Origin of the sequence: Enterococcus mundtii (assembly GCF_002813755.1) — a bacterium.
In the GTDB taxonomy this organism is placed as follows: domain Bacteria; phylum Bacillota; class Bacilli; order Lactobacillales; family Enterococcaceae; genus Enterococcus_B; species Enterococcus_B mundtii.
Genome location: NZ_CP018061.1, coordinates 819,919 through 840,655, shown reverse-complemented (window position 1 = coordinate 840,655; position 20,737 = coordinate 819,919). Strand labels below are relative to the sequence as shown.

The 20,737-nt window shown below is 37.0% G+C and carries 30 protein-coding genes; 4 read left to right on the top strand and 26 right to left on the bottom strand.

The window, feature by feature from the left end:
* Nucleotides 1–17: 17 nt before the first annotated feature.
* The 9 genes from EM4838_RS04115 to EM4838_RS04080 all read right to left on the bottom strand — a co-directional run bounded on the left by EM4838_RS04115 (nucleotide 18) and on the right by EM4838_RS04080 (nucleotide 3,999).
* On the bottom strand, nucleotides 18–902 hold the full coding sequence (locus tag EM4838_RS04115; RefSeq protein ID WP_071866020.1) for a DUF1351 domain-containing protein: 885 nt from the start codon (nucleotides 900–902) through the stop codon (nucleotides 18–20).
* Entirely contained in the window at nucleotides 903–1,583 is a 681-nt protein-coding gene (locus EM4838_RS04110) for an ERF family protein (RefSeq protein ID WP_071866019.1), read from the bottom strand.
* The gene (locus tag EM4838_RS04105) at nucleotides 1,580–1,780 is read right to left on the bottom strand and encodes a hypothetical protein (RefSeq protein ID WP_071866018.1); all 201 of its coding nucleotides are present in this window, start codon (nucleotides 1,778–1,780) and stop codon (nucleotides 1,580–1,582) included. The genes EM4838_RS04110 and EM4838_RS04105 overlap by 4 nt, the downstream gene beginning before the upstream one ends.
* Before the next feature lie 218 nt (nucleotides 1,781–1,998).
* Nucleotides 1,999–2,124 carry a hypothetical protein gene (locus EM4838_RS17035; RefSeq protein ID WP_257790705.1) on the bottom strand — a complete coding sequence of 42 codons (126 nt, stop codon included), beginning with the start codon at nucleotides 2,122–2,124 and terminating at the stop codon, nucleotides 1,999–2,001.
* Nucleotides 2,125–2,270: 146 nt separating this feature from the next.
* Complete coding sequence (locus tag EM4838_RS04095) at nucleotides 2,271–2,513, bottom strand: hypothetical protein (RefSeq protein ID WP_233433766.1); 243 nt, start codon at nucleotides 2,511–2,513, stop codon at nucleotides 2,271–2,273.
* A 39-nt stretch (nucleotides 2,514–2,552) separates the two neighbouring features.
* Nucleotides 2,553–2,729 (bottom strand): hypothetical protein, encoded by a 177-nt coding sequence (locus tag EM4838_RS16450; RefSeq protein ID WP_157811369.1) that lies wholly within the window; start codon nucleotides 2,727–2,729, stop codon nucleotides 2,553–2,555.
* A gap of 62 nt (nucleotides 2,730–2,791) precedes the next feature.
* Nucleotides 2,792–3,517, bottom strand: a complete 726-nt coding sequence (locus tag EM4838_RS04090; RefSeq protein ID WP_071866016.1) for an ORF6N domain-containing protein — start codon at nucleotides 3,515–3,517, stop codon at nucleotides 2,792–2,794.
* Nucleotides 3,518–3,528: 11 nt separating this feature from the next.
* Nucleotides 3,529–3,783 (bottom strand): hypothetical protein, encoded by a 255-nt coding sequence (locus EM4838_RS04085; protein WP_071866078.1) that lies wholly within the window; start codon nucleotides 3,781–3,783, stop codon nucleotides 3,529–3,531.
* 24 nt (nucleotides 3,784–3,807) lie between these two features.
* Nucleotides 3,808–3,999, bottom strand: a complete 192-nt coding sequence (locus EM4838_RS04080; RefSeq protein ID WP_071866015.1) for a helix-turn-helix domain-containing protein — start codon at nucleotides 3,997–3,999, stop codon at nucleotides 3,808–3,810.
* 293 nt (nucleotides 4,000–4,292) lie between these two features.
* Here EM4838_RS04080 and EM4838_RS04075 point away from each other — a divergent pair, with 293 nt between their 5' ends.
* The 4 genes from EM4838_RS04075 to EM4838_RS04060 all read left to right on the top strand — a co-directional run bounded on the left by EM4838_RS04075 (nucleotide 4,293) and on the right by EM4838_RS04060 (nucleotide 7,011).
* Nucleotides 4,293–4,643: a helix-turn-helix domain-containing protein gene (locus tag EM4838_RS04075; RefSeq protein WP_071866014.1), complete on the top strand. Its 351-nt coding sequence runs from the start codon at nucleotides 4,293–4,295 to the stop codon at nucleotides 4,641–4,643.
* A gap of 9 nt (nucleotides 4,644–4,652) precedes the next feature.
* Nucleotides 4,653–5,093 (top strand): ImmA/IrrE family metallo-endopeptidase, encoded by a 441-nt coding sequence (locus tag EM4838_RS04070; protein ID WP_071866013.1) that lies wholly within the window; start codon nucleotides 4,653–4,655, stop codon nucleotides 5,091–5,093.
* Between the two features lie 180 nt (nucleotides 5,094–5,273).
* Entirely contained in the window at nucleotides 5,274–5,729 is a 456-nt protein-coding gene (locus EM4838_RS04065; RefSeq protein WP_081367398.1) for a hypothetical protein, read from the top strand.
* Between the two features lie 100 nt (nucleotides 5,730–5,829).
* Nucleotides 5,830–7,011 (top strand): tyrosine-type recombinase/integrase, encoded by a 1,182-nt coding sequence (locus tag EM4838_RS04060; RefSeq protein ID WP_071866012.1) that lies wholly within the window; start codon nucleotides 5,830–5,832, stop codon nucleotides 7,009–7,011.
* A 71-nt stretch (nucleotides 7,012–7,082) separates the two neighbouring features.
* Here EM4838_RS04060 and EM4838_RS04055 read toward each other — a convergent pair whose 3' ends face one another.
* The 17 genes from EM4838_RS04055 to accD form a co-directional block, all read right to left on the bottom strand.
* The gene (locus tag EM4838_RS04055; RefSeq protein ID WP_071866076.1) at nucleotides 7,083–7,802 is read right to left on the bottom strand and encodes a YebC/PmpR family DNA-binding transcriptional regulator; all 720 of its coding nucleotides are present in this window, start codon (nucleotides 7,800–7,802) and stop codon (nucleotides 7,083–7,085) included.
* A 98-nt stretch (nucleotides 7,803–7,900) separates the two neighbouring features.
* On the bottom strand, nucleotides 7,901–9,082 hold the full coding sequence (locus EM4838_RS04050; RefSeq protein WP_071866011.1) for a nucleotidyltransferase: 1,182 nt from the start codon (nucleotides 9,080–9,082) through the stop codon (nucleotides 7,901–7,903).
* Nucleotides 9,083–9,159: 77 nt separating this feature from the next.
* On the bottom strand, nucleotides 9,160–9,921 hold the full coding sequence (locus tag EM4838_RS04045; RefSeq protein WP_066025699.1) for a class I SAM-dependent DNA methyltransferase: 762 nt from the start codon (nucleotides 9,919–9,921) through the stop codon (nucleotides 9,160–9,162).
* A gap of 1 nt (nucleotide 9,922) precedes the next feature.
* Complete coding sequence (rsfS, locus tag EM4838_RS04040) at nucleotides 9,923–10,276, bottom strand: ribosome silencing factor (protein ID WP_034688417.1); 354 nt, start codon at nucleotides 10,274–10,276, stop codon at nucleotides 9,923–9,925.
* A gap of 24 nt (nucleotides 10,277–10,300) precedes the next feature.
* Entirely contained in the window at nucleotides 10,301–10,885 is a 585-nt protein-coding gene (gene yqeK, locus EM4838_RS04035) for a bis(5'-nucleosyl)-tetraphosphatase (symmetrical) YqeK (RefSeq protein WP_023519420.1), read from the bottom strand.
* The gene (locus EM4838_RS04030) at nucleotides 10,875–11,522 is read right to left on the bottom strand and encodes a nicotinate-nucleotide adenylyltransferase (RefSeq protein WP_010735862.1); all 648 of its coding nucleotides are present in this window, start codon (nucleotides 11,520–11,522) and stop codon (nucleotides 10,875–10,877) included. The genes yqeK and EM4838_RS04030 overlap by 11 nt, the downstream gene beginning before the upstream one ends.
* A gap of 12 nt (nucleotides 11,523–11,534) precedes the next feature.
* Nucleotides 11,535–11,846, bottom strand: a complete 312-nt coding sequence (yhbY, locus tag EM4838_RS04025) for a ribosome assembly RNA-binding protein YhbY (protein WP_019724120.1) — start codon at nucleotides 11,844–11,846, stop codon at nucleotides 11,535–11,537.
* A gap of 15 nt (nucleotides 11,847–11,861) precedes the next feature.
* Nucleotides 11,862–12,971 (bottom strand): ribosome biogenesis GTPase YqeH, encoded by a 1,110-nt coding sequence (gene yqeH / locus EM4838_RS04020; RefSeq protein ID WP_071866009.1) that lies wholly within the window; start codon nucleotides 12,969–12,971, stop codon nucleotides 11,862–11,864.
* A complete protein-coding gene (locus tag EM4838_RS04015) occupies nucleotides 12,968–13,495 on the bottom strand; it encodes a YqeG family HAD IIIA-type phosphatase (RefSeq protein ID WP_010735865.1) in 528 nt (175 codons plus the stop codon). Before EM4838_RS04015 ends, yqeH begins: the two co-directional genes overlap by 4 nt.
* Nucleotides 13,496–13,811: 316 nt before the next feature.
* A complete protein-coding gene (locus EM4838_RS04010) occupies nucleotides 13,812–14,546 on the bottom strand; it encodes an amino acid ABC transporter ATP-binding protein (protein WP_071866008.1) in 735 nt (244 codons plus the stop codon).
* Nucleotides 14,547–14,559: 13 nt separating this feature from the next.
* Nucleotides 14,560–15,249, bottom strand: coding sequence for an amino acid ABC transporter permease (locus EM4838_RS04005; RefSeq protein WP_071866007.1), 690 nt, complete (start codon nucleotides 15,247–15,249; stop codon nucleotides 14,560–14,562).
* An 11-nt stretch (nucleotides 15,250–15,260) separates the two neighbouring features.
* Nucleotides 15,261–16,079, bottom strand: a complete 819-nt coding sequence (locus tag EM4838_RS04000; RefSeq protein WP_071866006.1) for a transporter substrate-binding domain-containing protein — start codon at nucleotides 16,077–16,079, stop codon at nucleotides 15,261–15,263.
* A gap of 330 nt (nucleotides 16,080–16,409) precedes the next feature.
* Nucleotides 16,410–17,267 (bottom strand): nucleotidyl transferase AbiEii/AbiGii toxin family protein, encoded by an 858-nt coding sequence (locus EM4838_RS03995; protein WP_071866005.1) that lies wholly within the window; start codon nucleotides 17,265–17,267, stop codon nucleotides 16,410–16,412.
* 12 nt (nucleotides 17,268–17,279) lie between these two features.
* A complete protein-coding gene (locus tag EM4838_RS03990) occupies nucleotides 17,280–17,873 on the bottom strand; it encodes a type IV toxin-antitoxin system AbiEi family antitoxin domain-containing protein (RefSeq protein WP_071866004.1) in 594 nt (197 codons plus the stop codon).
* 466 nt (nucleotides 17,874–18,339) lie between these two features.
* Nucleotides 18,340–18,825 carry a hypothetical protein gene (locus EM4838_RS03985; protein WP_071866003.1) on the bottom strand — a complete coding sequence of 162 codons (486 nt, stop codon included), beginning with the start codon at nucleotides 18,823–18,825 and terminating at the stop codon, nucleotides 18,340–18,342.
* A 263-nt stretch (nucleotides 18,826–19,088) separates the two neighbouring features.
* Nucleotides 19,089–19,874 (bottom strand): acetyl-CoA carboxylase carboxyl transferase subunit alpha, encoded by a 786-nt coding sequence (locus EM4838_RS03980; protein ID WP_071866002.1) that lies wholly within the window; start codon nucleotides 19,872–19,874, stop codon nucleotides 19,089–19,091.
* A complete protein-coding gene (accD, locus tag EM4838_RS03975; RefSeq protein ID WP_071866001.1) occupies nucleotides 19,867–20,736 on the bottom strand; it encodes an acetyl-CoA carboxylase, carboxyltransferase subunit beta in 870 nt (289 codons plus the stop codon). The genes EM4838_RS03980 and accD overlap by 8 nt, the downstream gene beginning before the upstream one ends.
* Nucleotide 20,737: the final 1 nt, after the last annotated feature.

The following is a 20,737-nucleotide window of genomic DNA, read 5'->3' as shown; positions in this document are numbered from 1 at the left end:
TTCTTCTGATTCGTTGATCAATTCATATCAACAGAGTACTCTACACCTAAGTTCTCAACAGTTTTCTTAATGACTGATAATTGTTTAGCAGTACCTGTAATATTTAGAGTGAAAGAGTACTTTGGTTCATTAGTGTTTGTTTCTTCGGAAGTTGCTATAGTTATTTCTGGCGTTACTGTTTGTTTTATTTCTTGTTCCGCCTCTTCTATTTCTTTCTCTTCTTTTTCCCTTAATTCTTTGACAGCTTGATCTATTTTTGGAAAAATCTGTGCTGCAGTTAGTCCTTCATCAATTAAAGAGATCCAAGCCATTGGCTCAAGGTCATAAGCTTTTACATAGCTTTCAACCAAAGATTTTTGCTGTGTGTAGTTTTCTTTTTCTTGTTTTATTGCTATACATTCAGTAATTATTTCTTCTTCAATTTTTCTCGTTAAATTATTTTTGGCTGTAAAACTTGAAGCATTCAGCCAATTACTTTGGAGGCTAATTTCATTAGGCTCAATCTCAGCCTTACTTGCTTGTTTTTTAATAAATGCTAAAACAATTGTTTTTCGTTCTTCCTTTGTTTTAGCTTCAAATTCTTTGATTTGTTCAGCAATACCTTTGGATGCTAGCTTGATCTCATCACTGTAAATTTTAATTTGATTTTCAAATGTAGTAAGAGGTTCACTAAATTCCTTCTTTACTTCTTTTCTTTTCGAATCAATCAAATCAAAAATTCGATTTAGTTCCGCTCTTGCTTTCTTAGCATCTGCAATATCATCTTCTTTAAAAATCAAATTTTCAAAACGCTTAACAGTTACATTGATCAAATTCGCTAGTTGATCTTCATTAATAATTTCAATTACACTTGGTTGATAATTAACATCAAAGATGACTTCTGTTGATAGTTCATTGCTCATTTATAAATCCTCCCAAGATGGTTTTTTGACGGTGCGTTTCTGTTGGTTAGGCTCATCATTGAATTTTTGGGCTGCTCTTTTCGCTGAAAGCTTCAAATAGCCTATTAGGTCTGAATAAAATTCATCAGTTACTTGTTCTAAACTATCGAATCCTTTCTTTCCTAGTGAATTCGCAGCAACCACTTCTTTTGGTAAATTAGTGACATTCGCTATCTCTTGGACATATTTATCGAAAGTTTTTAAAAATTCTTCACGCAAATTTTTTGCTTCTTTATTTTCTTGGGGCAACGCATCTGCATCTTTAGCATCGTCAATTAAATACAGACCGTTTAAAGCATACTTTCGAGCATATGAAGAAGCAGATCCTGTTACTTGGCTATCGTCCATCTTTGTTCTTGATTCAGCCTCTCTCGCATATGCAGTAATACTTAGCACTTCTTTTCCATCTGTTAATAGTGCGGTTGCTTTAATATAGAAACGATTCCCAATTACAACAGGTTCATCTGTAAGTGTCAGTAACAATCCCATTTTTTGATTTAATGGTTTAACAGCTTTTAGGATGTCCTCACAATTTCTATAGTTATAATTGCCGTACTCACTATACTGACTTTTAGGAGCTTTCAGCTCATTTTGAACAGAGATCACTTTCTCGTTGAAAGACACTTCATTCATCTCTTTCATATTTCCACCGGCTTTCCGACACTACTTTCTATAAACGCTTTTAAATCATTTTCTCGAACATATTCATTATCAATTGAATAAACTGTTTCTCCCGAATAAAGAGGTTCTCCTTGCCAATCAAATGCTTTAATTTCTGTGGAACAATCAGTTTTCTGATTAGTCAAATATCGATCTAAACTGGAAAGTTCATTCTTCATATGCTAAAATCTCCTTAGATATGTTTAGTTTGTGACTCATTGCTTTGGACGGCTGAGTCACTTTTTTTGTATTTTTTCTCCACACTTTGGACAATACGGTCCATCCCATGGATGACACTGTTGTAGTAACTTATTACTAAGGCGTAATGTATAGCGACAATCAAGACAATAAAAAACATGTCTGTAAAATAGATACTCTTTTATTTTTTGTCTTAGTTTCATTTGATCTCCTGCCATTTCTTTTGTTTATTGATCACCTGTTGACTTAAGAAAGTTGACTTATTGTCACGCCACCATCTATCAGCAATCATTTTTCCTTTCTTCAAAGCTTCTTTTCGATCCATACGTTCTCCTTTCCTTCGAATCTAATAGGTTTATCAAAACCATTAAACTTGCGAAAATACTTCCTCCCACTACGCTGTAGTGTGCTACTAGTACGAGTAAACCTAAGATGACTCCGATAAAAAGTGTGTCTGTCTTTTTCATAGTCTTATCTCCATTTCATATTTATAAGGCGATTAAGCCTATTTTGATACTGCAGTTCTTGATATTGTTTCAACTCACGTTTAGCAGTATCAAGCTGCCTAGCGCTTAACACGCTTTTTTTATCATGGACAAGGTACTGCAAGTCTTGAATAGATTTTGCAATTGACTTCTTAATCAATTCCTCCTGCTTAAACGTGTAGTGACCAGCAGTCGCTATCATTTTCTTTTGACACATTTTCCTAGGCATGTTCACGTCTCACCTCAACCTACTTTCAAAAGTATTTGCCTATTCCAGTAATTCTTCTGCAAATTCTAGCTTTTCAATTAATTTCTTGCCTTCTTCCAACTGATCAATGGTTAATTGGATTTTTTCACTAGCTAGGCAAAAAACAGCATCATCCTCGGTTATGACAGTTGAACCCAAATCTCTTGCAGCATTTAGATACATCTCTGCGCCTTCCATCGTTGTTTCCCACTATTGCCATTTTTGCTCTAACTTTTTATTAATTTTCATTTAACTTCCTCCTACATTTCCAATTCTGTTTGAATCTGATTGATACGTTCTTTTGTCACAGAAGACGGCTCCCAGCTATTGATAAAGTTCAATACTTTTCGAAAATCCTTATCTTTAATTCGTCCACGATTCGGAACATTAAATAATTGTTTGATACTTGACCCCAGATCCTGAAAAAGCATGCTCTTGGCATCTTGCCCAAAATGTTGATCCTTACAGATTTGATAAACTTTTTTTTGAACCGCTCGATCGATTGTCCCTTTATCTTCCGTGTTGATCAGTTTATTTACTTCAATGTCTACTAAACGTTCCTCAATTTCATCAACACGTTGATTTGTTGCTTCGTTTCCTGCTAAAGCTAATTGAATTAATTCACGAGGGGTTGTTGGGATTTTGATTTGTTGCTTTGGATTGAAATAGTTTTCTTCCAATTCATCAAACATATCCCACGCTCGATCCGTGCCTAACATTTTCGAATGACGACTCGCACCTCGTTTTGTGTAGAGAATAAGTTGATTTACTCGACTTCCGACGATACCGATATTTTCGGTGTCGTTCTTAAACGCTCTTAAATCATCACCTTCTAACCTGAAATAATGTTTACCTTCAATAAATTTATTTCGATTGTTTTGGAAATTATCACGAATGTTTTTCGGTGTCGCTTCATAGAATTCCGCTAATTGCTCCGTAGTTAATAAGCGTTGATTGTAAAATTCAATAATTTGCATTTGATTCATGCTGTTGCCTCCTAAACTTGTCTTTTTCGCTTAAACTTATTCTTGTCTCGCCAAACTAGAAAATTATCGAACGTTTTAATGTTTATAATTGGCAAACCATACGTAACTAACCGATAGCCCTCCTTGAAATCATCATGTTCCTTAAACTCTTTCAAGAGCTTTTGAAATAAAGGTTTGTGGAATTGATAGCCAAAGTAGATAATCGCTTCATCTTTGGCCATCCATGCCTGAGGAACTTCAATAGTCTTTGCAACTGTAATTTGGATATTACTCACCTGCTTCCCCTCCAACTATCTAATTTTATAAATATCAATAATAGCTAAAAGAATCTCATGTGCTTTTTTGCTTTGATTCTTTCCATTAAGATAATCAATTAAATCTTGTCTTGGAACATTAAACAATGTAGCCAAGCTCGCTAGTGAAATACCTTTTTCTTTAAAATGATCACGGATCTTTTGACGACTTACTGTTGTATCTGGCACTATGACTCTCTCCTTCCCTGAAATTTTTGTAAGCTAGTTCAAAAGATTTTGGCAAAGTTATTGACACCATGCACAAAGTTTCGTACTATATAAACATAAAGAAATAAGCACATAAATATCCTTTTATCTGCGGTCGGTCGCCAAACTTACGCTTGATAAGAAGTGTCTTTAATTTGCTTTTTTTCTATCAAACTAACTTACAAGATGAAGTATATTACAAAACTTTGTGCATGTAAAGTGTTTTGTGCATAGTTTTGTTTATATAACATCCTTGTGATCAAGGAGTGTTTATAATGACTTTATTTGAAAGGATTTCTGAACTTGCTAAAAAACGGGGAAAAAGTTTAAAAGAAGTTGCAGAAGATCTAGGATTAAGTAGAAACGCAATTTATCAATGGAGAACTAGTAGTCCTAAGGCAGACACCTTACAAAAAGTAGCAAAATATTTTAATGTTACTACAGATTACCTTTTAGATGGTACCGATACCCCTCTTGGCTTATCAGAGGAGTCTAAAGGCCTAACTGTAGAAGAAGCGCTAGCTTCTGTAATGAGTAGCGATGGAAAACCACTCACTGATAATGATAGGCGAATTTTAACCGGAATTATCGAAGCATATATTGAAAATAAGAATGATGCTAAGTAGGTGTGATAAATGGATGCGAAGATAAATGATATTATTTCACAGTTAAATGTTTCTGTAGTTTATGTGGAAAAAGCAGAGCAAATGGATGCTGATGGTCATTACCTTGCGGCCATCAACACCATAGTCCTTGATTCATCGTTGTCGGAAAGAAAAGAAAAAGTTACTCTCTTGCATGAACTAGGACACGCAGCTAAACATATGAAGAATTACGAATTATATAATTTAACCTTTTCTTTAAGATCAAAAATGGAGCAAGAGGCGGAAGAATTTATGATAAAGCAAATGATCGAAACCCGTTTGCATGATCCCGATTTTTCACCGGAAGCATTCAATACCATTAATTTTTTAGAAAGCTACGATTTGGATATCAGATACGAAACGATTGTAAAAAAATTTATGACTCAGCATATAAATGAAGAACAATTGAGTTATTCAATTGTTCTTCATTAAAGAACATAAGCTTGTATTTATAATACGTATAATTTTAAGCGCTTTAATTCTTATATTTCATATAACATACAAATAAATACATGTTTTATTTAAAAATAATATTTGTGTGTTTGAGGAGGTGGTTTAATTGAACTAAGAGATTGACCTTAAATAAAATATATTTTAGGAGGATGTTAATACATGAATGGTTATAGAAAATACAAAAAAATTTTCAGTGGGCTATCTATAGTAGTTTTTGTCATATATCTTTATTTTGGTTTTTATTTTGGAGATTGGATAGATTTAGGGTCACTTTTTATACTAACTTTATCATTAGGCTCCTTATTTTTAGGAACTAGAAGTAACAACTTTTACGATAAATGGGAGCAGTTACATGGAGAAGCTAAGAAAGATTTGGATGAATTGAACAAGCAAGCAACATCAAACAAACAAAACAAAAACATTATCAAGTGCCCCACTTGCCAATCACGAGAGATAGAGTTTATGCAGAACAATAAAAAAGGTTTTTCTGTAGGAAAAGCAATTGGTGGGGCCGCGCTTACAGGTGGGGTAGGTACATTGGCAGGATTTGCTGGAAAAAAAGGTAAAAATGAGTGGTTCTGTACTAATTGTCATACAACGTTTGAAACAAAATAAAAAAACACGCCCTACCGACCAAAGCGAGAGCGTGCTCAAACAAAATAAACAATAGGCTTTTTCATTATGCCTATTTTATCATGAAATAGGAGTGAAAGTCATGTGGATGGAAGAATTACCGAATGGAAAGTACAAGTATTTTGAAAGGTATAAAGATCCGTACACGGAAAAACTTAAACGTGTATCTATCACTCTAACATCAAAATCCAATCAAGCAAAAAAACAAGCTATGATTGAATTACAAGAAAAAATTAATGTTAAGATCAGCAAACCAAATGAACAGAAAGTAACCCTAGCAAATCTATATGATGAATGGATTCAAATTTATAGACAAAAAGTAAAAGAACAAACTTACCTAACAAATGTTAGCTTATACAAAGCAGTTGAACTAAGAATGGATACATCTGTTTTAGTTAACAACCTTACTTCAAGCTATCTACAAAATTTTTTAAATGATTTCTATTATAAGGAAAACTATTCTTATTCATATACTGATGCTATTAGATCACTATTTAGCAATATGTATGAATATGCTAAACAAGTAGGTTTTGTAAAATATAATATAGTTAAAGATGTAAAGATAGAACGTAAAAAAGCCACTATTGAAGAACATGAAAGAGTAACTCAAAAATATTTAGAACCTGATGAACTCGAATTAGTAATAGATGAATTAAGAAATTTAAAATATAGTTCATGCGCTTCGCAATATGCTGAAATCGCTGAGGTTTTGTCTAAAACAGGTATGCGATACGGTGAGCTTGCTGCTCTCAAGATTGAAGATTATGACGGTAATGCACTTGATGTTAACAAAACACTCTTCTACAACTACGCACGAGCGCAAGATGGATTGACAACGAGTCCTAAGAATGTCTTCTCAAACAGAAAAATTCCAATAAGCAATGAAACAAAAGTAATTATTGAAAAATGGATTAACCAAAACAAATTAAACAAAACAATTAATTCAAAATATAATGACATGGGCTTTATTTTGGCAGCTCCAAATGGAGATGCAGTGCCACCTTTTAGCATGAATAGAGTCTTACGAAGACTGTCTGCAAGGCTAAAAGAACAAGGTAAATTAAACAAAAGACTATCAACACATATTTTTCGTCACACTCATATTTCCTTACTAGCAGAAATGGGAATAAATCAAAAAGCAATTATGTCACGAGTAGGTCAAGTTAATCCCTTAACTACTTTAAAGATATACACACATGTTACCAAAAAGGTAGAACAAGATTTAATAGATAAACTTAATGCAAAAGAAAAAGAGCAAGGTTAATCCTTGCCCCTTCAATGCCCCTTATAAAAAAACAAAACGATTTGTTTTCAAAAAACCTTTATAAATCAACTTTATCGTTCAACATCAACATTATGGAAGACATGTTGGACATCTTCTAGATCTTCTAATACATCGATCATTTTTTCGAATTGTTCCAAGTCTTCGCCAGTCAACGTCACTTCATTTTGAGGGATCATTTGGATCTCCGCAATTGAAAAGTCAGTGATGCCTTTTTCTTTTAGTGCTTCTTGGATACTGTGGAAATCTGGCACTTCTCCGTAAACGATGATTTGGCCATCTTCTTCCATGACATCACGCACATCAATGTCCTTTTCCATCAAGTATTCTAAGATCTCATCTGCATCTTCACCGGCAAAACCAAAAATCGCGGTATTGTCGAACATATAAGATACTGCCCCAGAAACGCCCATATTTCCGCCGTTTTTACCGAACGCTGCACGCACATCAGCGGCTGTTCGGTTGACGTTGTTGGTCAATGTGTCTACGATCACCATTGAGCCATTTGGTCCAAATCCTTCATAGCGCAATTCAGAGTATGTTTCATCCCCTGAACCTTTTGCTTTTTCGATTGCTCGGTCGATGATATGTTTTGGTACATTGTAAGTTTTAGCGCGTTCAATGACGAAACGTAGTTTTTGGTTAGCGTGTGGGTCAGGGTCACCTGATTTTGCTGCTGCATAGATTTCAATTCCGAACTTCGCATAAACTCGGCTGTTATTTGCATCTTTAGCTGTTTTTTTAGCTACGATATTGGCCCATTTACGTCCCATAGTTTCACTTCGCTTTCTGATTTGATATAAGATAGATTCTTTTTGATTCGTGCGGGAACACACAAAACGTCCTGTTTCATTATACTTGTGAATCAGGTTTATGTGAAGCTTTTTTTCTCTTCGATCGTTTCGATAAAGACTGGTTTTCGCCCAAATACTTGTTCCGCTACCTCGCCACCTAAGCGATAGATTTGATCACTGCGAACGAGTAGTTTTGCCACTTGCGCTTCTTTTTTGCCGATTTTCGCAAAAAGGGCTAAGGTTTTTTTATTTTTGAGACATGCTCTACCTGCTGTTGTAAAGCCCAACACATGGATGTATTCTTGCATCTGTTGCTCTCTCATCTCTTCTTTTTGGATATTTAATAACACGTAGCATGACAAGCGCTGGATCCTCGTCCACGTATAGCGTTTTGTTTTGACTTGTTCGACAAACTCGTAAAATGTATTAGCTGTCTTTGCCGCTTCTAACATCCTGATCTCTAAACCTTCCGTCATCTGGTAGATTTTTTGCAACGAGTCAACGGTGGAAGAAAGAAGACGGTATTTTAGCAAGGGCCAATAGGATGTCCAAGTTTGCAAACTTGCTATTTTTAAAAACGTCTCTGTCTCTGATGGAACTGTTGCAGAAATCGATCGACTTTCAGTTAGTGCTTTACGAATCGCTGTGGCACTGGCTATTGTTTCTTCTGATAAGTCTTCATCATGATAGCCAGCCCCTTTACGGTTGATCGGAACTAATTCCATTGGATGTTCATACGTAGCATTTTCTTTTGCATAGCTCAACCCTAGAATATGATTGGGTGAAGAAAAGTCAAGTGAGATTTCTGGGTAGACATGTTTGAATACCTGTGTCATCTTTTGCGGATAACTCATTGTCTGATCAGGTAATTCTTGAAAAGCTTTGGTGATTTGATCCTGATGGTGCAAAACAAATTGACCGAATGCTTGATAATCGAAGGTCGCTTCATCTTCTGTTCCAAAACATAAATAGTCACAGTTTAATTTTTGCAACAGTTGAACTGCTCCTTTGGCAAAATAATCAGCAGATTGTACTGCCCACTCGATTGGTAATTCAACTACGAGATCCACTCCGTTTTGCAAGGCTACTTCTGCACGTTGCCACTTATCTAAAATCGCCGGTTCACCTCGCTGCAAAAAATTGCCACTCATCACCGCAATCACTACATCGGCACCGGTTCGTTCCCGTGCTTGTTGGACATGGTAAAGATGACCATTGTGAAAGGGATTATATTCAACAATGATGCCACATACTTTCATTCGCTTTTCTCCTTTCGCCTAGTAAAAAAGAAGAGACTAAGCTTTTTGATCCAGCCGTCTCTCCTTTTTATTGTTTGCTACAGTTCGTCAATTTCGCCTTCTTCTTTCTGGGCGACAAAAAACCAACGTCTGGATTCTTCGTTAGGTGTTTCGTCTGTAAAATCAGCGAATACTTCTACTTTAGCAAATCCGCTATTCTCTAACATCCGCAAGTAGTTTTCTAGTGGATACGTACGTTCTTGATGTAATTCATCCTCACGTGTGAACGTACCGTCTTTTTCTTGTGATTCGACAAAGAATGTCAAATAATGTTCAATGCTATGTTTTTCTTTCCCCGTATAACTGTCCCAAAGAAAGGCAAAATCGTCTCCTTGGTAATGATAACTATACTCCGGAAATACTTGATCGATTTGATAAACGGAATGGACATCAAACAAGAAACGGCCGTTTTCTTCCAATGCCTGATAGACTTCATCGAATACTTGTTGTACTTCTTGATCGTTTTGCATATAGCACAAAGAATCTGAGAAACAAGTGATGGCTTGGTATTGCCCACTCTCTGATAGATCTAACATATTCCCTTCAACAAATTGTACCGTTGCTTCTTCTTCATAGGCACGTTGACTGGCGATCATCAGCATTTCTTCTGATAGATCCAAACCAGTTACATTGTAGCCGTCTTTGGCAAAAGCCACAGCTAATGCTCCTGTACCACAAGCTAGTTCAAGGATGTTTTTAGTTGTTTCAGGCAAATGGCGTTTAGAAAATGCGAGCCATTGTTCATAAAGCCCGTCATCCATGACTTCATCGTAAATAAAGGCAAATGTTTCGTAGGCCATGCTAATCCAACCATTCAGTCAAATCGACAAGTGGCGCATCCGACCATAACTTCTCTAAATTATAAAAACCACGTTCTGGGGCATGGAATACATGGATGATCAAATCACCTAGATCGATCAGAATCCATTTGCCGCCTTCTTTTCCTTCTACGCGTTTTACTTCGTATTTGCTTTCTTCTTCTTTTTCAATGATTTCTTCCACGATGGCATTGATCTGACGTTCACTGTTTGCTGAACAGATCATAAAGTAGTCAGCTAATAGCGACACTTTACGGACGTCTAAAGCTAAAATATCTTCTGCACGTTTTGAATCTGCTGCTTGGACAGCGATTTTTAATTGTTCTTTACTATCGATGATGATTTCCTCCTAATGGGTCAGCTATTTTGCCACCCAATGATTATATGTTTCAATTGTTTTTGGATAAATTTTGCTTTCTTGCGCAATCAAATGTGCTAATGTATGTTTGGTTTCGAATGCAACTGCTTCATCTAAATCGATCATGGCAATCTCACGGGCTTCTTTGACACCTGGAAAAGAACGTCCTGGTTCGATATAGTCAGCCACATAGATGACTTTATCGAGTAAGGACATCTCAGCAGCTCCTGTCGTATGGAGACGGATTGCTTGTAAGATCTCCTCATCAGTGATGCCTAATTCTCGTTCAACAAATGATGCACCGACTAATCCGTGCCAAATTGCATTTCCATAAGCTAATAATTCTGGGTCAAGTTGCTCACGTTCGATGAATAAGATAAACTCATCGTCTGGTCGTTCTTTCGCATAATCATGTGTCAATGCGGCGATACTCGCTTTTTCTGGCGAGCAACCATACCTTTCAGCAAGTGCAACAGCTGTTTGTTCTACACCCAAGACATGTTTGAAGCGTTGTTCACTCATTCTCATTTGGACTTTTTGCATCAAAATTTCTCGAGTATAGGCCGTATAATCTGTACTATAATTCATGTTGATACAATCCTTCTTTCTGAATATAATCCAAGACTTTATCTGGGATCAAATAACGGACGGAACAACCTTGTTGAATTTTTTGACGAATCTTTGTCGAACTTAGATCAATCTCAGGGACATCGACCCAGATCACAGGATACGGGGTTTCCACTTGATACCCACGTCGATGGATACCGACAAAGTGGACCATTGTCAATAACTCGTCGATTTTGTACCACTTTGGTAAATATTCGACCATATCACCGCCGATGATAAAATAGTAGTCCGTATCAGGATTATTTTGAGTCAAAGCCTTCATCGTGTCATACGTATAGCTTTTGCCGCCTCGTTCGATTTCAATCGTTTCAATCGTTAGAAAAGGATTGTCTTCGATCGCAAGTTCCAGCATGTTTAAGCGATGTTCTGCCGGTATAGTTGGCTTTTCATCCACATGAGGTGGTTGATAGGAAGGCATTAAACAGACATGGTCTAGTCCTAAATTCTGTCCTGCTTGTTCTGCCATCACTAGATGGGCTAGATGCACAGGATTGAAAGTTCCGCCCAAGATCCCCACCTGTTTTCTTTTCTCATAAAGATGGGGCATTTCTTTTGGAAATACTTGAGGTCGAACAAAGGATTTCGCTTGCGATTTCATCTTCGTCACTCCTTAGATTGCATGTACTTCTTTAGATATCCGTTGGTATTTCTCTTTAGATGATGCTTTGTATAAAACAAGCACGCGTCCGATGATCTGAACCACTTCACATGCGATGGCTTGTTCTAATACTTGTGCCACATCTTCCGCGATTTCATCTGTATTTTGCAACAATGATACTTTGATCAATTCTCTTTTTTCAAGTGCTTCTTCGATTTGGACGATCATCGCTTCATTGATCCCACCTTTACCGATTTGGAAAATCGGTTGTAGATGGTGTGCCTGACTACGTAAAAATCGTTTTTGCTTTCCTCTTAAACTCATGTTTTTCCTTCTTTCTTAAATCAGTGCTTTTCTTCTTAACACATGTACCCCTTTTGGCGCCCAGCCTGCGATGACTGCTGGTTCCGTTACCGTGATCCAGCCTAGTCCTGCAAAGACGATATCTGTCTTTTCTTTTACAGAAAACTCAAAGCGAACAAGTTCAGGGAATTCACTGACTTCATTCGGACGTGGTGGTTGCAATAAGCCGCCTACATGTTTTTCATAAAAAGCATCGGCTTTTTCTAATTTTGTCCGATGTAAATTGACATCATTTGATACATAAGCAATAAATGAACCTCGTTTGCCACTGATAAAGTCGAATCGAGCTAATCCTCCAAGGAAAAGCGTTTGACCTTCATTCAGCTGATACACCTTAGGCTTGATTTCCTTTGTCGGTGCGATGATACGTAAGTCTTTTTTGCCTAAATAGTGGGCCATTTGATGACGATGGATAATTCCTGGTGTATCGATCAAAAATTGGCCATCATCCAATGGGATCTCGATTTTGTCTAACGTTGTTCCTGGGAACTGCGAAGTCGTGATCACTTCTTGGACACCTGCCGTATTTTTGATGATCTGATTGATCAATGTCGATTTTCCGACATTCGTCACACCAACGATATATACATCTCGACCCTCACGATATTTTTCGATTTTCTCTAGAAGTGTTGTCATTTCAGGTGCTTTTTTTGCGCTTGTCAACAACACCTCAACAGGTCTTAGCCCTGCTTCATGGGCACGCTCATTCATCCATTGGATCATTTTTGATTTTTTCAATGATTTAGGTAAAATATCGACTTTATTTCCTACCAAAAGAACAGGATTATTGCCGACAAAACGATGTAAACCAGGAATCAGTGAGCCGTTGAAATCAAAGATATCAACCACATTGACGATCAATGCGTCTTTTTGTCCTAATTCATTTAGTAATCGCAAGAAATCATCATCTGTCAATGATACATCTTGGATCTCATTATAATGTCTCAAACGGAAACAACGTTGACAATAAACATCCCCTGTTGCTAACCCTTTTTCGAGTGCTGCTTTTGGTGTATAGCCTAATTCATCAGGATATTCTGTTTGGATCATCACGCCACAACCGATACATTGCAATTCTTCGTTCATTCAATGCCACCTCGCCAATCCATATCTGGATGTTTCTTTACTAAATAACTCATGATCTTACGTTCCCAGAACCGATTGAATTTCGTCTTCCAACTATCAGTTTCAATGATTGGTTTAACTAAGACACTACGGATACCGGCACTATTCGCGCCACGAATATCGGTCATGATCTGATCACCGATCATGATGATCTCTTCATCTGCCAGATCCAACATTTTTTTTGCTTTATTGATTCCCACTGGCAAAGGCTTCAACGCTCTTGCAACATAAAGTAGCTCAAATTTTTTAACTGCACGAGCTACGCGTTCTGAGTTGTTGTTAGAAACAACGACTACTGGTATGCCCGCATTTCTCATTTCTAAAATCCAAGTGAACAATTCTTCCGTTCCATCTGGATTATTCCAAGCAATCAGTGTATTATCAAGGTCCGTCAAGACGGCTTTGATCCCTAGTTTTTTCAGTTGTGCAGGGGTAATTTTATAGACGGCTTCTACCATCCATGTAGGTTTATAATTTGAAAACATGTTGTCTCCTCATCTGCAAAAAATGAAGGAGCACGATATGTACTCCTCAACCCCATATTATACTGTAAAATCTAAAAAAAAACTACCTCTATACATTAAACCTTTTAATGGAGGGAATAACAGAAGAAACCAACTCCAAAAAATAAGCAACCAGCTCATAAAATAGATTCTTCTATTTCTGGAGTTGGTTGCTTATTACTGAAAGAGTTACTTTTGGAACATCATTCATACAATTTTAGAAAAACCTAAAGAACTGAAATCACTATCCATAGGTAATGTTGGAAAAAGAGCGCCATTCCTTATATCTTAATTTTTACTACAGTACTTTGGCCAAAAAATCGATGGTCCGAGGCTGGCTCGTCCGCTCCAGCACTTCACTAGGTGTCCCCTCTTCCACGATCTGTCCTTGATCCATAAAGATGATTCGATCACCCACTTCTTTCGCAAAGCCGATTTCATGAGTGACAATGACCATCGTCATCCCTTCTTGTGCCAATTGCAACATAACCGAGAGTACTTCACCCACCATTTCTGGATCAAGTGCCGAAGTGGGCTCATCGAACAACATGACGTCTGGTTGCATTGCCAACGCTCGGGCAATCGCTATCCGTTGCTGCTGTCCACCTGATAAAGAGTAAGGATAGGCGGTGGCTTTATCTGACAAGCCAACTTTTGCCAATAATTCCAAAGCGATCGCCTCGGCTTCTTTCTTAGGCATTTTTTTCACTTTGATTGGTGATAAGGTGATATTTTCTAATACTGTCATATTGGGAAATAGATTGAACTGTTGAAAAACCATGCCCATTTTTTCTCTTGTTTTAAAAATATCGTGTTGCTTGTGTGTGATATCCGTTCCCTCAAACTCCACCGTACCAGCTGTAGGGGATTCGAGTAGATTCAAACAACGGAGAAACGTACTTTTTCCTGAACCTGAAGGACCGATGATCACCACGACCTCCCCGGCGGAAATGGTCGTAGTAATTCCTTTCAATACTTCTGTTTCTGCAAATGATTTACTTAGCTGTTTGATCGATACTATTGATTTTTCCATACGACATTCTCTCCTAACGTTGATACCCTTTTCCGAGTTTTTTCTCCCAACTACTCAACAACCGCGATGTTACAAAGGTCATAACGAAGTATAACCCTGCGGCAATAAAATAAGGTTCCAATGGGATATAGGAGTTTGAGATAACGATTTGAGCAGATCCCATCAATTCATTGATACCGATCACTGTCAGTAAAGAAGAATCTTTGATCAACGTGACAAACTCATTTCCTAATGGTGGCAAAATATTTCTCAACGCTTGTGGGAAAATGACATAACGCATCGCCTGTACAGGACGTAAGCCTAGTGAATACGAAGCTTCTGTTTGTCCCATATCAACAGCCGCAATTCCTCCACGGATGATTTCAGCAACATACGCCCCAGAGTTCAGTGATAATACGATGATTCCTGGTATCAAACGCCCTAAGTCGATCGTTAAAATCCCCACGGACCAATCCACCGCTGGAAAGAAACGTTGCAATAAGATGAATCCGATCATGATCTGCAATAACATCGGTGTGCCTCTTAGTAATTCGATATAACTATTAGCTAACCAATTCAAAGGCTTGATCTTTGAGCGCTTCATCAGTGCCATGGCTAGGCCAATCATTGTACCAAAGATGACTGTCAAGATCGAAATGACGATCGTAACGACCGCGCCGGATAAAAAATACGGTAAGTACTTATCTAAAAACGAAAAATTCACACTGCGTCCCTCTATTCTGTCGCTGTTTGTTCAGCTAGTTCATGATTTTTTTTGATGAATTCATCGATTTTTCCCTCATCACTTAGTTTTTTGATAATTTTATTCAACTCTTCTTGTAATTCTGTACTTCCTTTTGGCAAGGCAATAGCAAAAGCTTCATCATCTGATTGTTCCAAAGGAATATCTGCAATCATCAAGTTGGGATTTTGAGCGATATATGCTTCGGCAATCGTTTGTTCAACGACCATGCCATCCAGCGAACCTTGATTGATCTCGATCACCATATTTGGTACTTTATCGATCGTGACTACTTTAGCTTCTTTGATTTGTTCGTTGATCACCGCTTCTTGGATCGAGCCTTTTTGCGCCCCTAAGCTTTTACCTGCCAAGCGATCAATGCTTGTTAACGTGTCTTCATCTTTTTTATTGATCACGAGAACTTGTGGCGGATTATAGTAATTATCGGTGAAATCAAATTGTTCTTTCCGTTCTGCGGTCGCTGAAATTGCTGAAATCGCTACATCGACTTTTCCTTCTTTTAAAGAGGCTAGCACTGTATTGAAACTCATATCTGAAAGCTCCAGTTTCACACCAAGTTCATCTGCAATGGCATTTGCTAAATCAATGTCTGATCCGACGATTTGATCTTTCCCATCGACGATCGTATGAAATTCAAACGGCGCATAATCAGCAGATGTTGCTACTTTCAATACACCACTTTCCTTGATTTCTGCCAATTGATCGTTTGATTCTGCTGCATCCCCATTACCACACGCTCCTAATGCGAATGTTGTAACTAAAAATAAAATAATTCCTGAAATCTTTTTCATTGTCTCGCCCCTTATTCATTTTGTTCTGTCATTATAGCATGAAAATTTCAAAAATAAACCATTTTTTGTATATTTATTTATTTTATTTCACTTTTATGCTTTAATAATGAATAATAACCACGAATTAAGAATATTTATTTTAATATTTCAAGGGAAGAAATGAAAAAAAGCTGAGAACCAAGTCTCAGCTTTTTTTATTTGATTTTCAGTCTATTTTACTTTGTTTTTCAAGGCCAAAAACCTCTGTACCAAGCTCATTAGTTCCGCTGATTTACGCTAAATCACACAATTAATATCGTATGTCATCTTGATTTGTTCAATTCTTGTAAACTATTGTTTTCTTTCTTGATTTTCAATTTTGATTACATTTTGCATTAGATAAGCAACTCCGTTAACTGTATCTGCAAATGAAATAGAATTCGCAAAAGAATTAACTGAGCGATATTTGTCCCATAGTTTTTCCAAATAATCGCTCCCTTTTATTTTTTCGATTTCCCTTTCATAATAAAAAGATAACGGTTTGTTGTCTCCACGTTTTGTAAATGTATTTCGGACACTTTTATATAGCTCTTTCATATCAATATTTTCTAGTTTTGGGATGGCAAATAGGTCGTAGTAATCTTTCAATCTCGAATTGTCTGTCCCAAAGCTAAATGTAGCACTCAGCTTTTCTGCAATAATCTGTTCTGTTGGATAAGCTGGAATCTCTACTTTTTTATCTTCAAACATCAATTGATGATGATGTATATCTACTTCAGGATAAATAGAATCTCCTGTTGTTACATCCAATTTAAATGGGACACGTATTTTTTCTAAATGAGCAATCAATTTAATTTGAAACCCAGGATAAAAATCAATTTCCCTTGTCTCTTTAATCTCTTGAACAGAGAAAACAATTCCCTCTTTCGTAGGTTTACTAGTTAATTCTTTAAAGATGTTCTCCAATTTTTCTTTAGTTAATTTACTATTTCTAAATGTCGTATCAATATCAATTGTTGTTCTTCTATCAATTCCATATTTTGAACCTAATAGAAAACCACCTTTCAAAATAAAGTCATTTTTATACTTCGATTCAGAGATTTGTTCAACTAAGCGATCCATCATAAAATGCCTTTGAACTAACTGTGCATTTAATCCTATACTTTTTGCAAGATTTCTTGTTTTTGCTGTAAATTGTGTAGGGGTCATATTTTCTCTCCATCAATACAAACTCTGCATATGATATTTCATTTCTTTTTCTACATGTAGTTTTGTCATATAATCTCTTAATTTACTTGGGTCTCTCATAGGATCTCTCATGTACTCTTTTAAAGCTTCTAATTTCATTTCGTATTCAATTTCATATCTCGGATTCCAAATATCACAAAGAGTTCGTTCCTTATCGTATATAATAATAGGATTTCCTTGAAAGGAAGTGCCCTCCACTTTCCCTAACTCGTATACTTCCTTCTTCACAAAATGAAATTGTAACTGTTGCTCTTTCGTAATTGAACGATTCACATTATAACCATGTGGAAAAGTCAAATGAATGAAGTTCGGCATGTTTGTAGAAAGTTGATATATATCTAATGTCGTTTCATGAGAAAATATTCCTCTGGAAAATCGTTGCTGAAGACAAAATAAATCATCGATTCCATGACCAGTCTCTACATAATAACCACGATCAACTTTCATTAAAATTCCTTGATTCACCAATCTTTGTACAGTAGTTGCTGAAATTCCTAATTTTCTAGCTTCCTTCATAGATAAATTTCCATCGCGAATACGCAACAACTCTTTCAGCTTATCTTTCATTTAATCCCCTCACTTACGTTACAAATACACTACATTAAACTTATCATAATAGTGTAATTGTAACAAGGCATTCTTTATGTGGGAAACAAATGGTCGATTACTGTGTAATGGATGTTTCGCGAATATCTGGATAATATAACTTCCTGAAAGCTATACCAAGACGATAAGATACGTTAGCAAGTTTATGCACACACCAAGAACGCCTTACACTATAACTATTCAGATGGCCTACTTAAATAGTTAAGTATCAATATCCAGCACTAAAAAGAGATACCTATGGTTTCAACAACTTTTAAAATTTCAAATCAAAAATCCTGATTCGGTACAGAAAAATATTTTTAATCAATTAAAAGAACAGGGAAAAGATGGTGCCCCCCTTCTTTCTGTTCAAATTATTCTGAAATTCCTCTACTTCAATAATCATTATGCAAGAAGCATCGTTTTTTAAGGCTATTCCTTTACTCAACTATTCCTCATTCCCTGACACAAAACTATATTCAATCTTATGTGAGTCAGATAAACGATTTCCACTTTCACCTACCCAAGAAAATTCTTTTCGATAATCCTTTCCGACTAATGTTGTCGTTTTCTTCTTCTGATTTACTTCGACTGTTACATGTTTGATTTCTTTAACAAACGTTTGAAAAAGTTCAGTCGTTTTTAATTCTTGTTCTTCGGTTGTAAAATCAGGTGTCAGCAAACTTTTGATTTCTTGTTCTTCACTGCTTGAGAGTTTCAGATTAGACGGGACTTGATCTAGGTTTTGTGCCAGTTGGATTTCTTTCATGATTTCTAAATTGCCCTCTTTAAGAGTATAACTACCTCTGTTTTGTATCGTCCCAGCATTCGTTAGTTGAACGATCTCGGCGTTTTCTAATTGATGATCATCCGATTTAGAACAGCCAGGCAAAAATAGCGTTACCGAAAGTAACACTCCATAAAAAAAGAACATTCGACAATTTGTCCAACACTACATCAACTCCTTTTAAACAAAGATATCATATACATTAAAAATAACAAAATTATGTTTTATAATACTGTTTTTACATGAATTCTGTATCGACAATAATCAATACTTTTCATTATTTATTGACACACAAGCAACCATCATTCTACTAGAGATTAAGCTATTTGTTCATACACAAAAAAACTATAGAGGAATCCCTCTACAGTTTTTCATTTACATAAGCGAAGCGTGCATATGACGCGTTACCTTTAATATTTACGAAAACGTTGGTAGCGTTGTTCGATCAATTCTTCAGTTGGTTTCTGACAGAGTTCAGTCAGTTTTTCGATCAATGCTTTTTGCATCATACGCGCAACTTTTTCTTTGCCTAAATGCTCTCCATTGAATGTTTCGGGAATCACTCGATCGATGACGTCTAACTCTAATAATTCACCAGCAGCGACTTTCATCAATTCAGCGGCTTCGGCTGCTCGGCTGCCGTCTTTCCAAAGAATCGAAGCAAAGCCTTCTGGTGATAAAACAGCATAGATCGTTTGTTCTAACATCCAGACTTCATCGGCTAAGGCTAAGGCTAAAGCCCCGCCACTACCGCCTTCACCAATAATGATACTGATGATCGGTACCTTCAAATCCGACATTTCTAATAGATTGCGGGCAATCGCTTCCCCTTCGCCACGTTCTTCTGCACCGATTCCACAATAGGCACCAGCAGTGTTGATCAACGTAATGACCGGACGGTTGAATTTTTCTGCTTGCTTCATTAAACGCAGTGCTTTACGATAACCTTCCGGATGAGGAGAACCAAAATTCCGGCGAATATTTTCTTGTAAGTCACGACCTTTTTGGATGCCAATGACGGTCACAGGTTTTCCGGCTAGTTTTGCCACACCTCCGACAATCGCTTCATCATCACCAAATAAGCGATCACCATGAAACTCTTGGAAGCCTTCAAAAATCGTTTCAAAAAAATCAAGACTTGTCCAACGATCTTTTGCTCGCGCCAGTTGGACGATATCATGAGCAGTTTTATTCATGGTTGATCCATCCTTTCTGCGTATGCAATTCTAGTAATTGATGGATCGTATCCTTGAGTTCTTTTCGTGGAACGATTTGATCCACAAAGCCATGTTCCAGTAAAAATTCTGCTTTTTGGAAATCTTCTGGTAGTTCTTGTTTGATCGTTTGTTCAATCACTCGGCGGCCAGCAAAGCCGATCAAACTTTGTGGTTCAGCTAAGATGATATCCCCTTCCATCGCAAAGCTGGCGGTAACACCACCTGTCGTCGGATCTGTTAAGACAGTCAAATAAAATAGCTGTTTATTGCCATGACGTTTGACCGCTGCGGAGATTTTGGCCATTTGCATGAGAGAGAAAATCCCTTCTTGCATCCGGGCGCCCCCTGAAGCAGTGAACAATACGACGGGTAATTTTTTACTCGCCGCACGTTCAAACAAGCGTGTGATCTTTTCCCCAACGATCGTGCCCATACTTCCCATGATAAAATTAGGGTCCATGACACCGATAGCAAAAGGAATACCTTTAATAGTCGCTTGACCAGTTAGAACTGCTTCATGTAAGCCAGTCTTTTCTTGCATCTTGCCAATCTTTTCTTGATAATCAGGAAAATCAAGGGGATCTTTCGTGACGAGATCCGTATCCCATTCCTCTAAACTTTTCTCATCAATGATCAACGCTAATCGCTGCCATGCGCCGATCCTAAAGTTATAACTACAGTGTGGACATACTTTTTCTTCCCCAATATCTTTCGTGTAGATGATATGTTTACAATTCGGGCATTTCGCCCACATATTGTCAGGGACCGATGGTGCATTCGTTGGCTTGATTTCTCGATTAGGATTGATTCGAATGTATTTTTTCTTTTTGAATAAAGCCATC

Bases quoted from the DNA above. Each gene is read 5' to 3' on its own strand.
- EM4838_RS04015 (WP_010735865.1), bottom strand. From the start codon at position 13,495: ATGTTTTCAAATTATAAACCTACATGGATGGTAGAAGCCGTCTATAAA.
- EM4838_RS04045 (WP_066025699.1), bottom strand. From the start codon at position 9,921: ATGGCCTACGAAACATTTGCCTTTATTTACGATGAAGTCATGGATGAC.
- EM4838_RS04060 (WP_071866012.1), top strand. From the start codon at position 5,830: ATGTGGATGGAAGAATTACCGAATGGAAAGTACAAGTATTTTGAAAGG.
- yhbY (WP_019724120.1), bottom strand. From the start codon at position 11,846: ATGAGTTTAAGAGGAAAGCAAAAACGATTTTTACGTAGTCAGGCACAC.
- EM4838_RS04075 (WP_071866014.1), top strand. From the start codon at position 4,293: ATGACTTTATTTGAAAGGATTTCTGAACTTGCTAAAAAACGGGGAAAA.
- EM4838_RS04065 (WP_081367398.1), top strand. From the start codon at position 5,274: ATGAATGGTTATAGAAAATACAAAAAAATTTTCAGTGGGCTATCTATA.
- yqeK (WP_023519420.1), bottom strand. From the start codon at position 10,885: ATGAATTATAGTACAGATTATACGGCCTATACTCGAGAAATTTTGATG.
- EM4838_RS03985 (WP_071866003.1), bottom strand. From the start codon at position 18,825: ATGTTCTTTTTTTATGGAGTGTTACTTTCGGTAACGCTATTTTTGCCT.
- EM4838_RS04090 (WP_071866016.1), bottom strand. From the start codon at position 3,517: ATGAATCAAATGCAAATTATTGAATTTTACAATCAACGCTTATTAACT.
- EM4838_RS03995 (WP_071866005.1), bottom strand. From the start codon at position 17,267: ATGACCCCTACACAATTTACAGCAAAAACAAGAAATCTTGCAAAAAGT.
- EM4838_RS04095 (WP_233433766.1), bottom strand. From the start codon at position 2,513: ATGCCTAGGAAAATGTGTCAAAAGAAAATGATAGCGACTGCTGGTCAC.
- EM4838_RS04105 (WP_071866018.1), bottom strand. From the start codon at position 1,780: ATGAAGAATGAACTTTCCAGTTTAGATCGATATTTGACTAATCAGAAA.
- EM4838_RS04110 (WP_071866019.1), bottom strand. From the start codon at position 1,583: ATGAAAGAGATGAATGAAGTGTCTTTCAACGAGAAAGTGATCTCTGTT.
- accD (WP_071866001.1), bottom strand. From the start codon at position 20,736: ATGGCTTTATTCAAAAAGAAAAAATACATTCGAATCAATCCTAATCGA.
- EM4838_RS04070 (WP_071866013.1), top strand. From the start codon at position 4,653: ATGGATGCGAAGATAAATGATATTATTTCACAGTTAAATGTTTCTGTA.
- EM4838_RS04010 (WP_071866008.1), bottom strand. From the start codon at position 14,546: ATGGAAAAATCAATAGTATCGATCAAACAGCTAAGTAAATCATTTGCA.
- EM4838_RS04115 (WP_071866020.1), bottom strand. From the start codon at position 902: ATGAGCAATGAACTATCAACAGAAGTCATCTTTGATGTTAATTATCAA.
- EM4838_RS16450 (WP_157811369.1), bottom strand. From the start codon at position 2,729: ATGGAAGGCGCAGAGATGTATCTAAATGCTGCAAGAGATTTGGGTTCA.
- EM4838_RS03980 (WP_071866002.1), bottom strand. From the start codon at position 19,874: ATGAATAAAACTGCTCATGATATCGTCCAACTGGCGCGAGCAAAAGAT.
- EM4838_RS04055 (WP_071866076.1), bottom strand. From the start codon at position 7,802: ATGGGACGTAAATGGGCCAATATCGTAGCTAAAAAAACAGCTAAAGAT.
- yqeH (WP_071866009.1), bottom strand. From the start codon at position 12,971: ATGAACGAAGAATTGCAATGTATCGGTTGTGGCGTGATGATCCAAACA.
- EM4838_RS04000 (WP_071866006.1), bottom strand. From the start codon at position 16,079: ATGAAAAAGATTTCAGGAATTATTTTATTTTTAGTTACAACATTCGCA.
- EM4838_RS03990 (WP_071866004.1), bottom strand. From the start codon at position 17,873: ATGAAAGATAAGCTGAAAGAGTTGTTGCGTATTCGCGATGGAAATTTA.
- EM4838_RS04030 (WP_010735862.1), bottom strand. From the start codon at position 11,522: ATGAAATCGCAAGCGAAATCCTTTGTTCGACCTCAAGTATTTCCAAAA.
- EM4838_RS04050 (WP_071866011.1), bottom strand. From the start codon at position 9,082: ATGAAAGTATGTGGCATCATTGTTGAATATAATCCCTTTCACAATGGT.
- EM4838_RS17035 (WP_257790705.1), bottom strand. From the start codon at position 2,124: ATGGATCGAAAAGAAGCTTTGAAGAAAGGAAAAATGATTGCTGATAGA.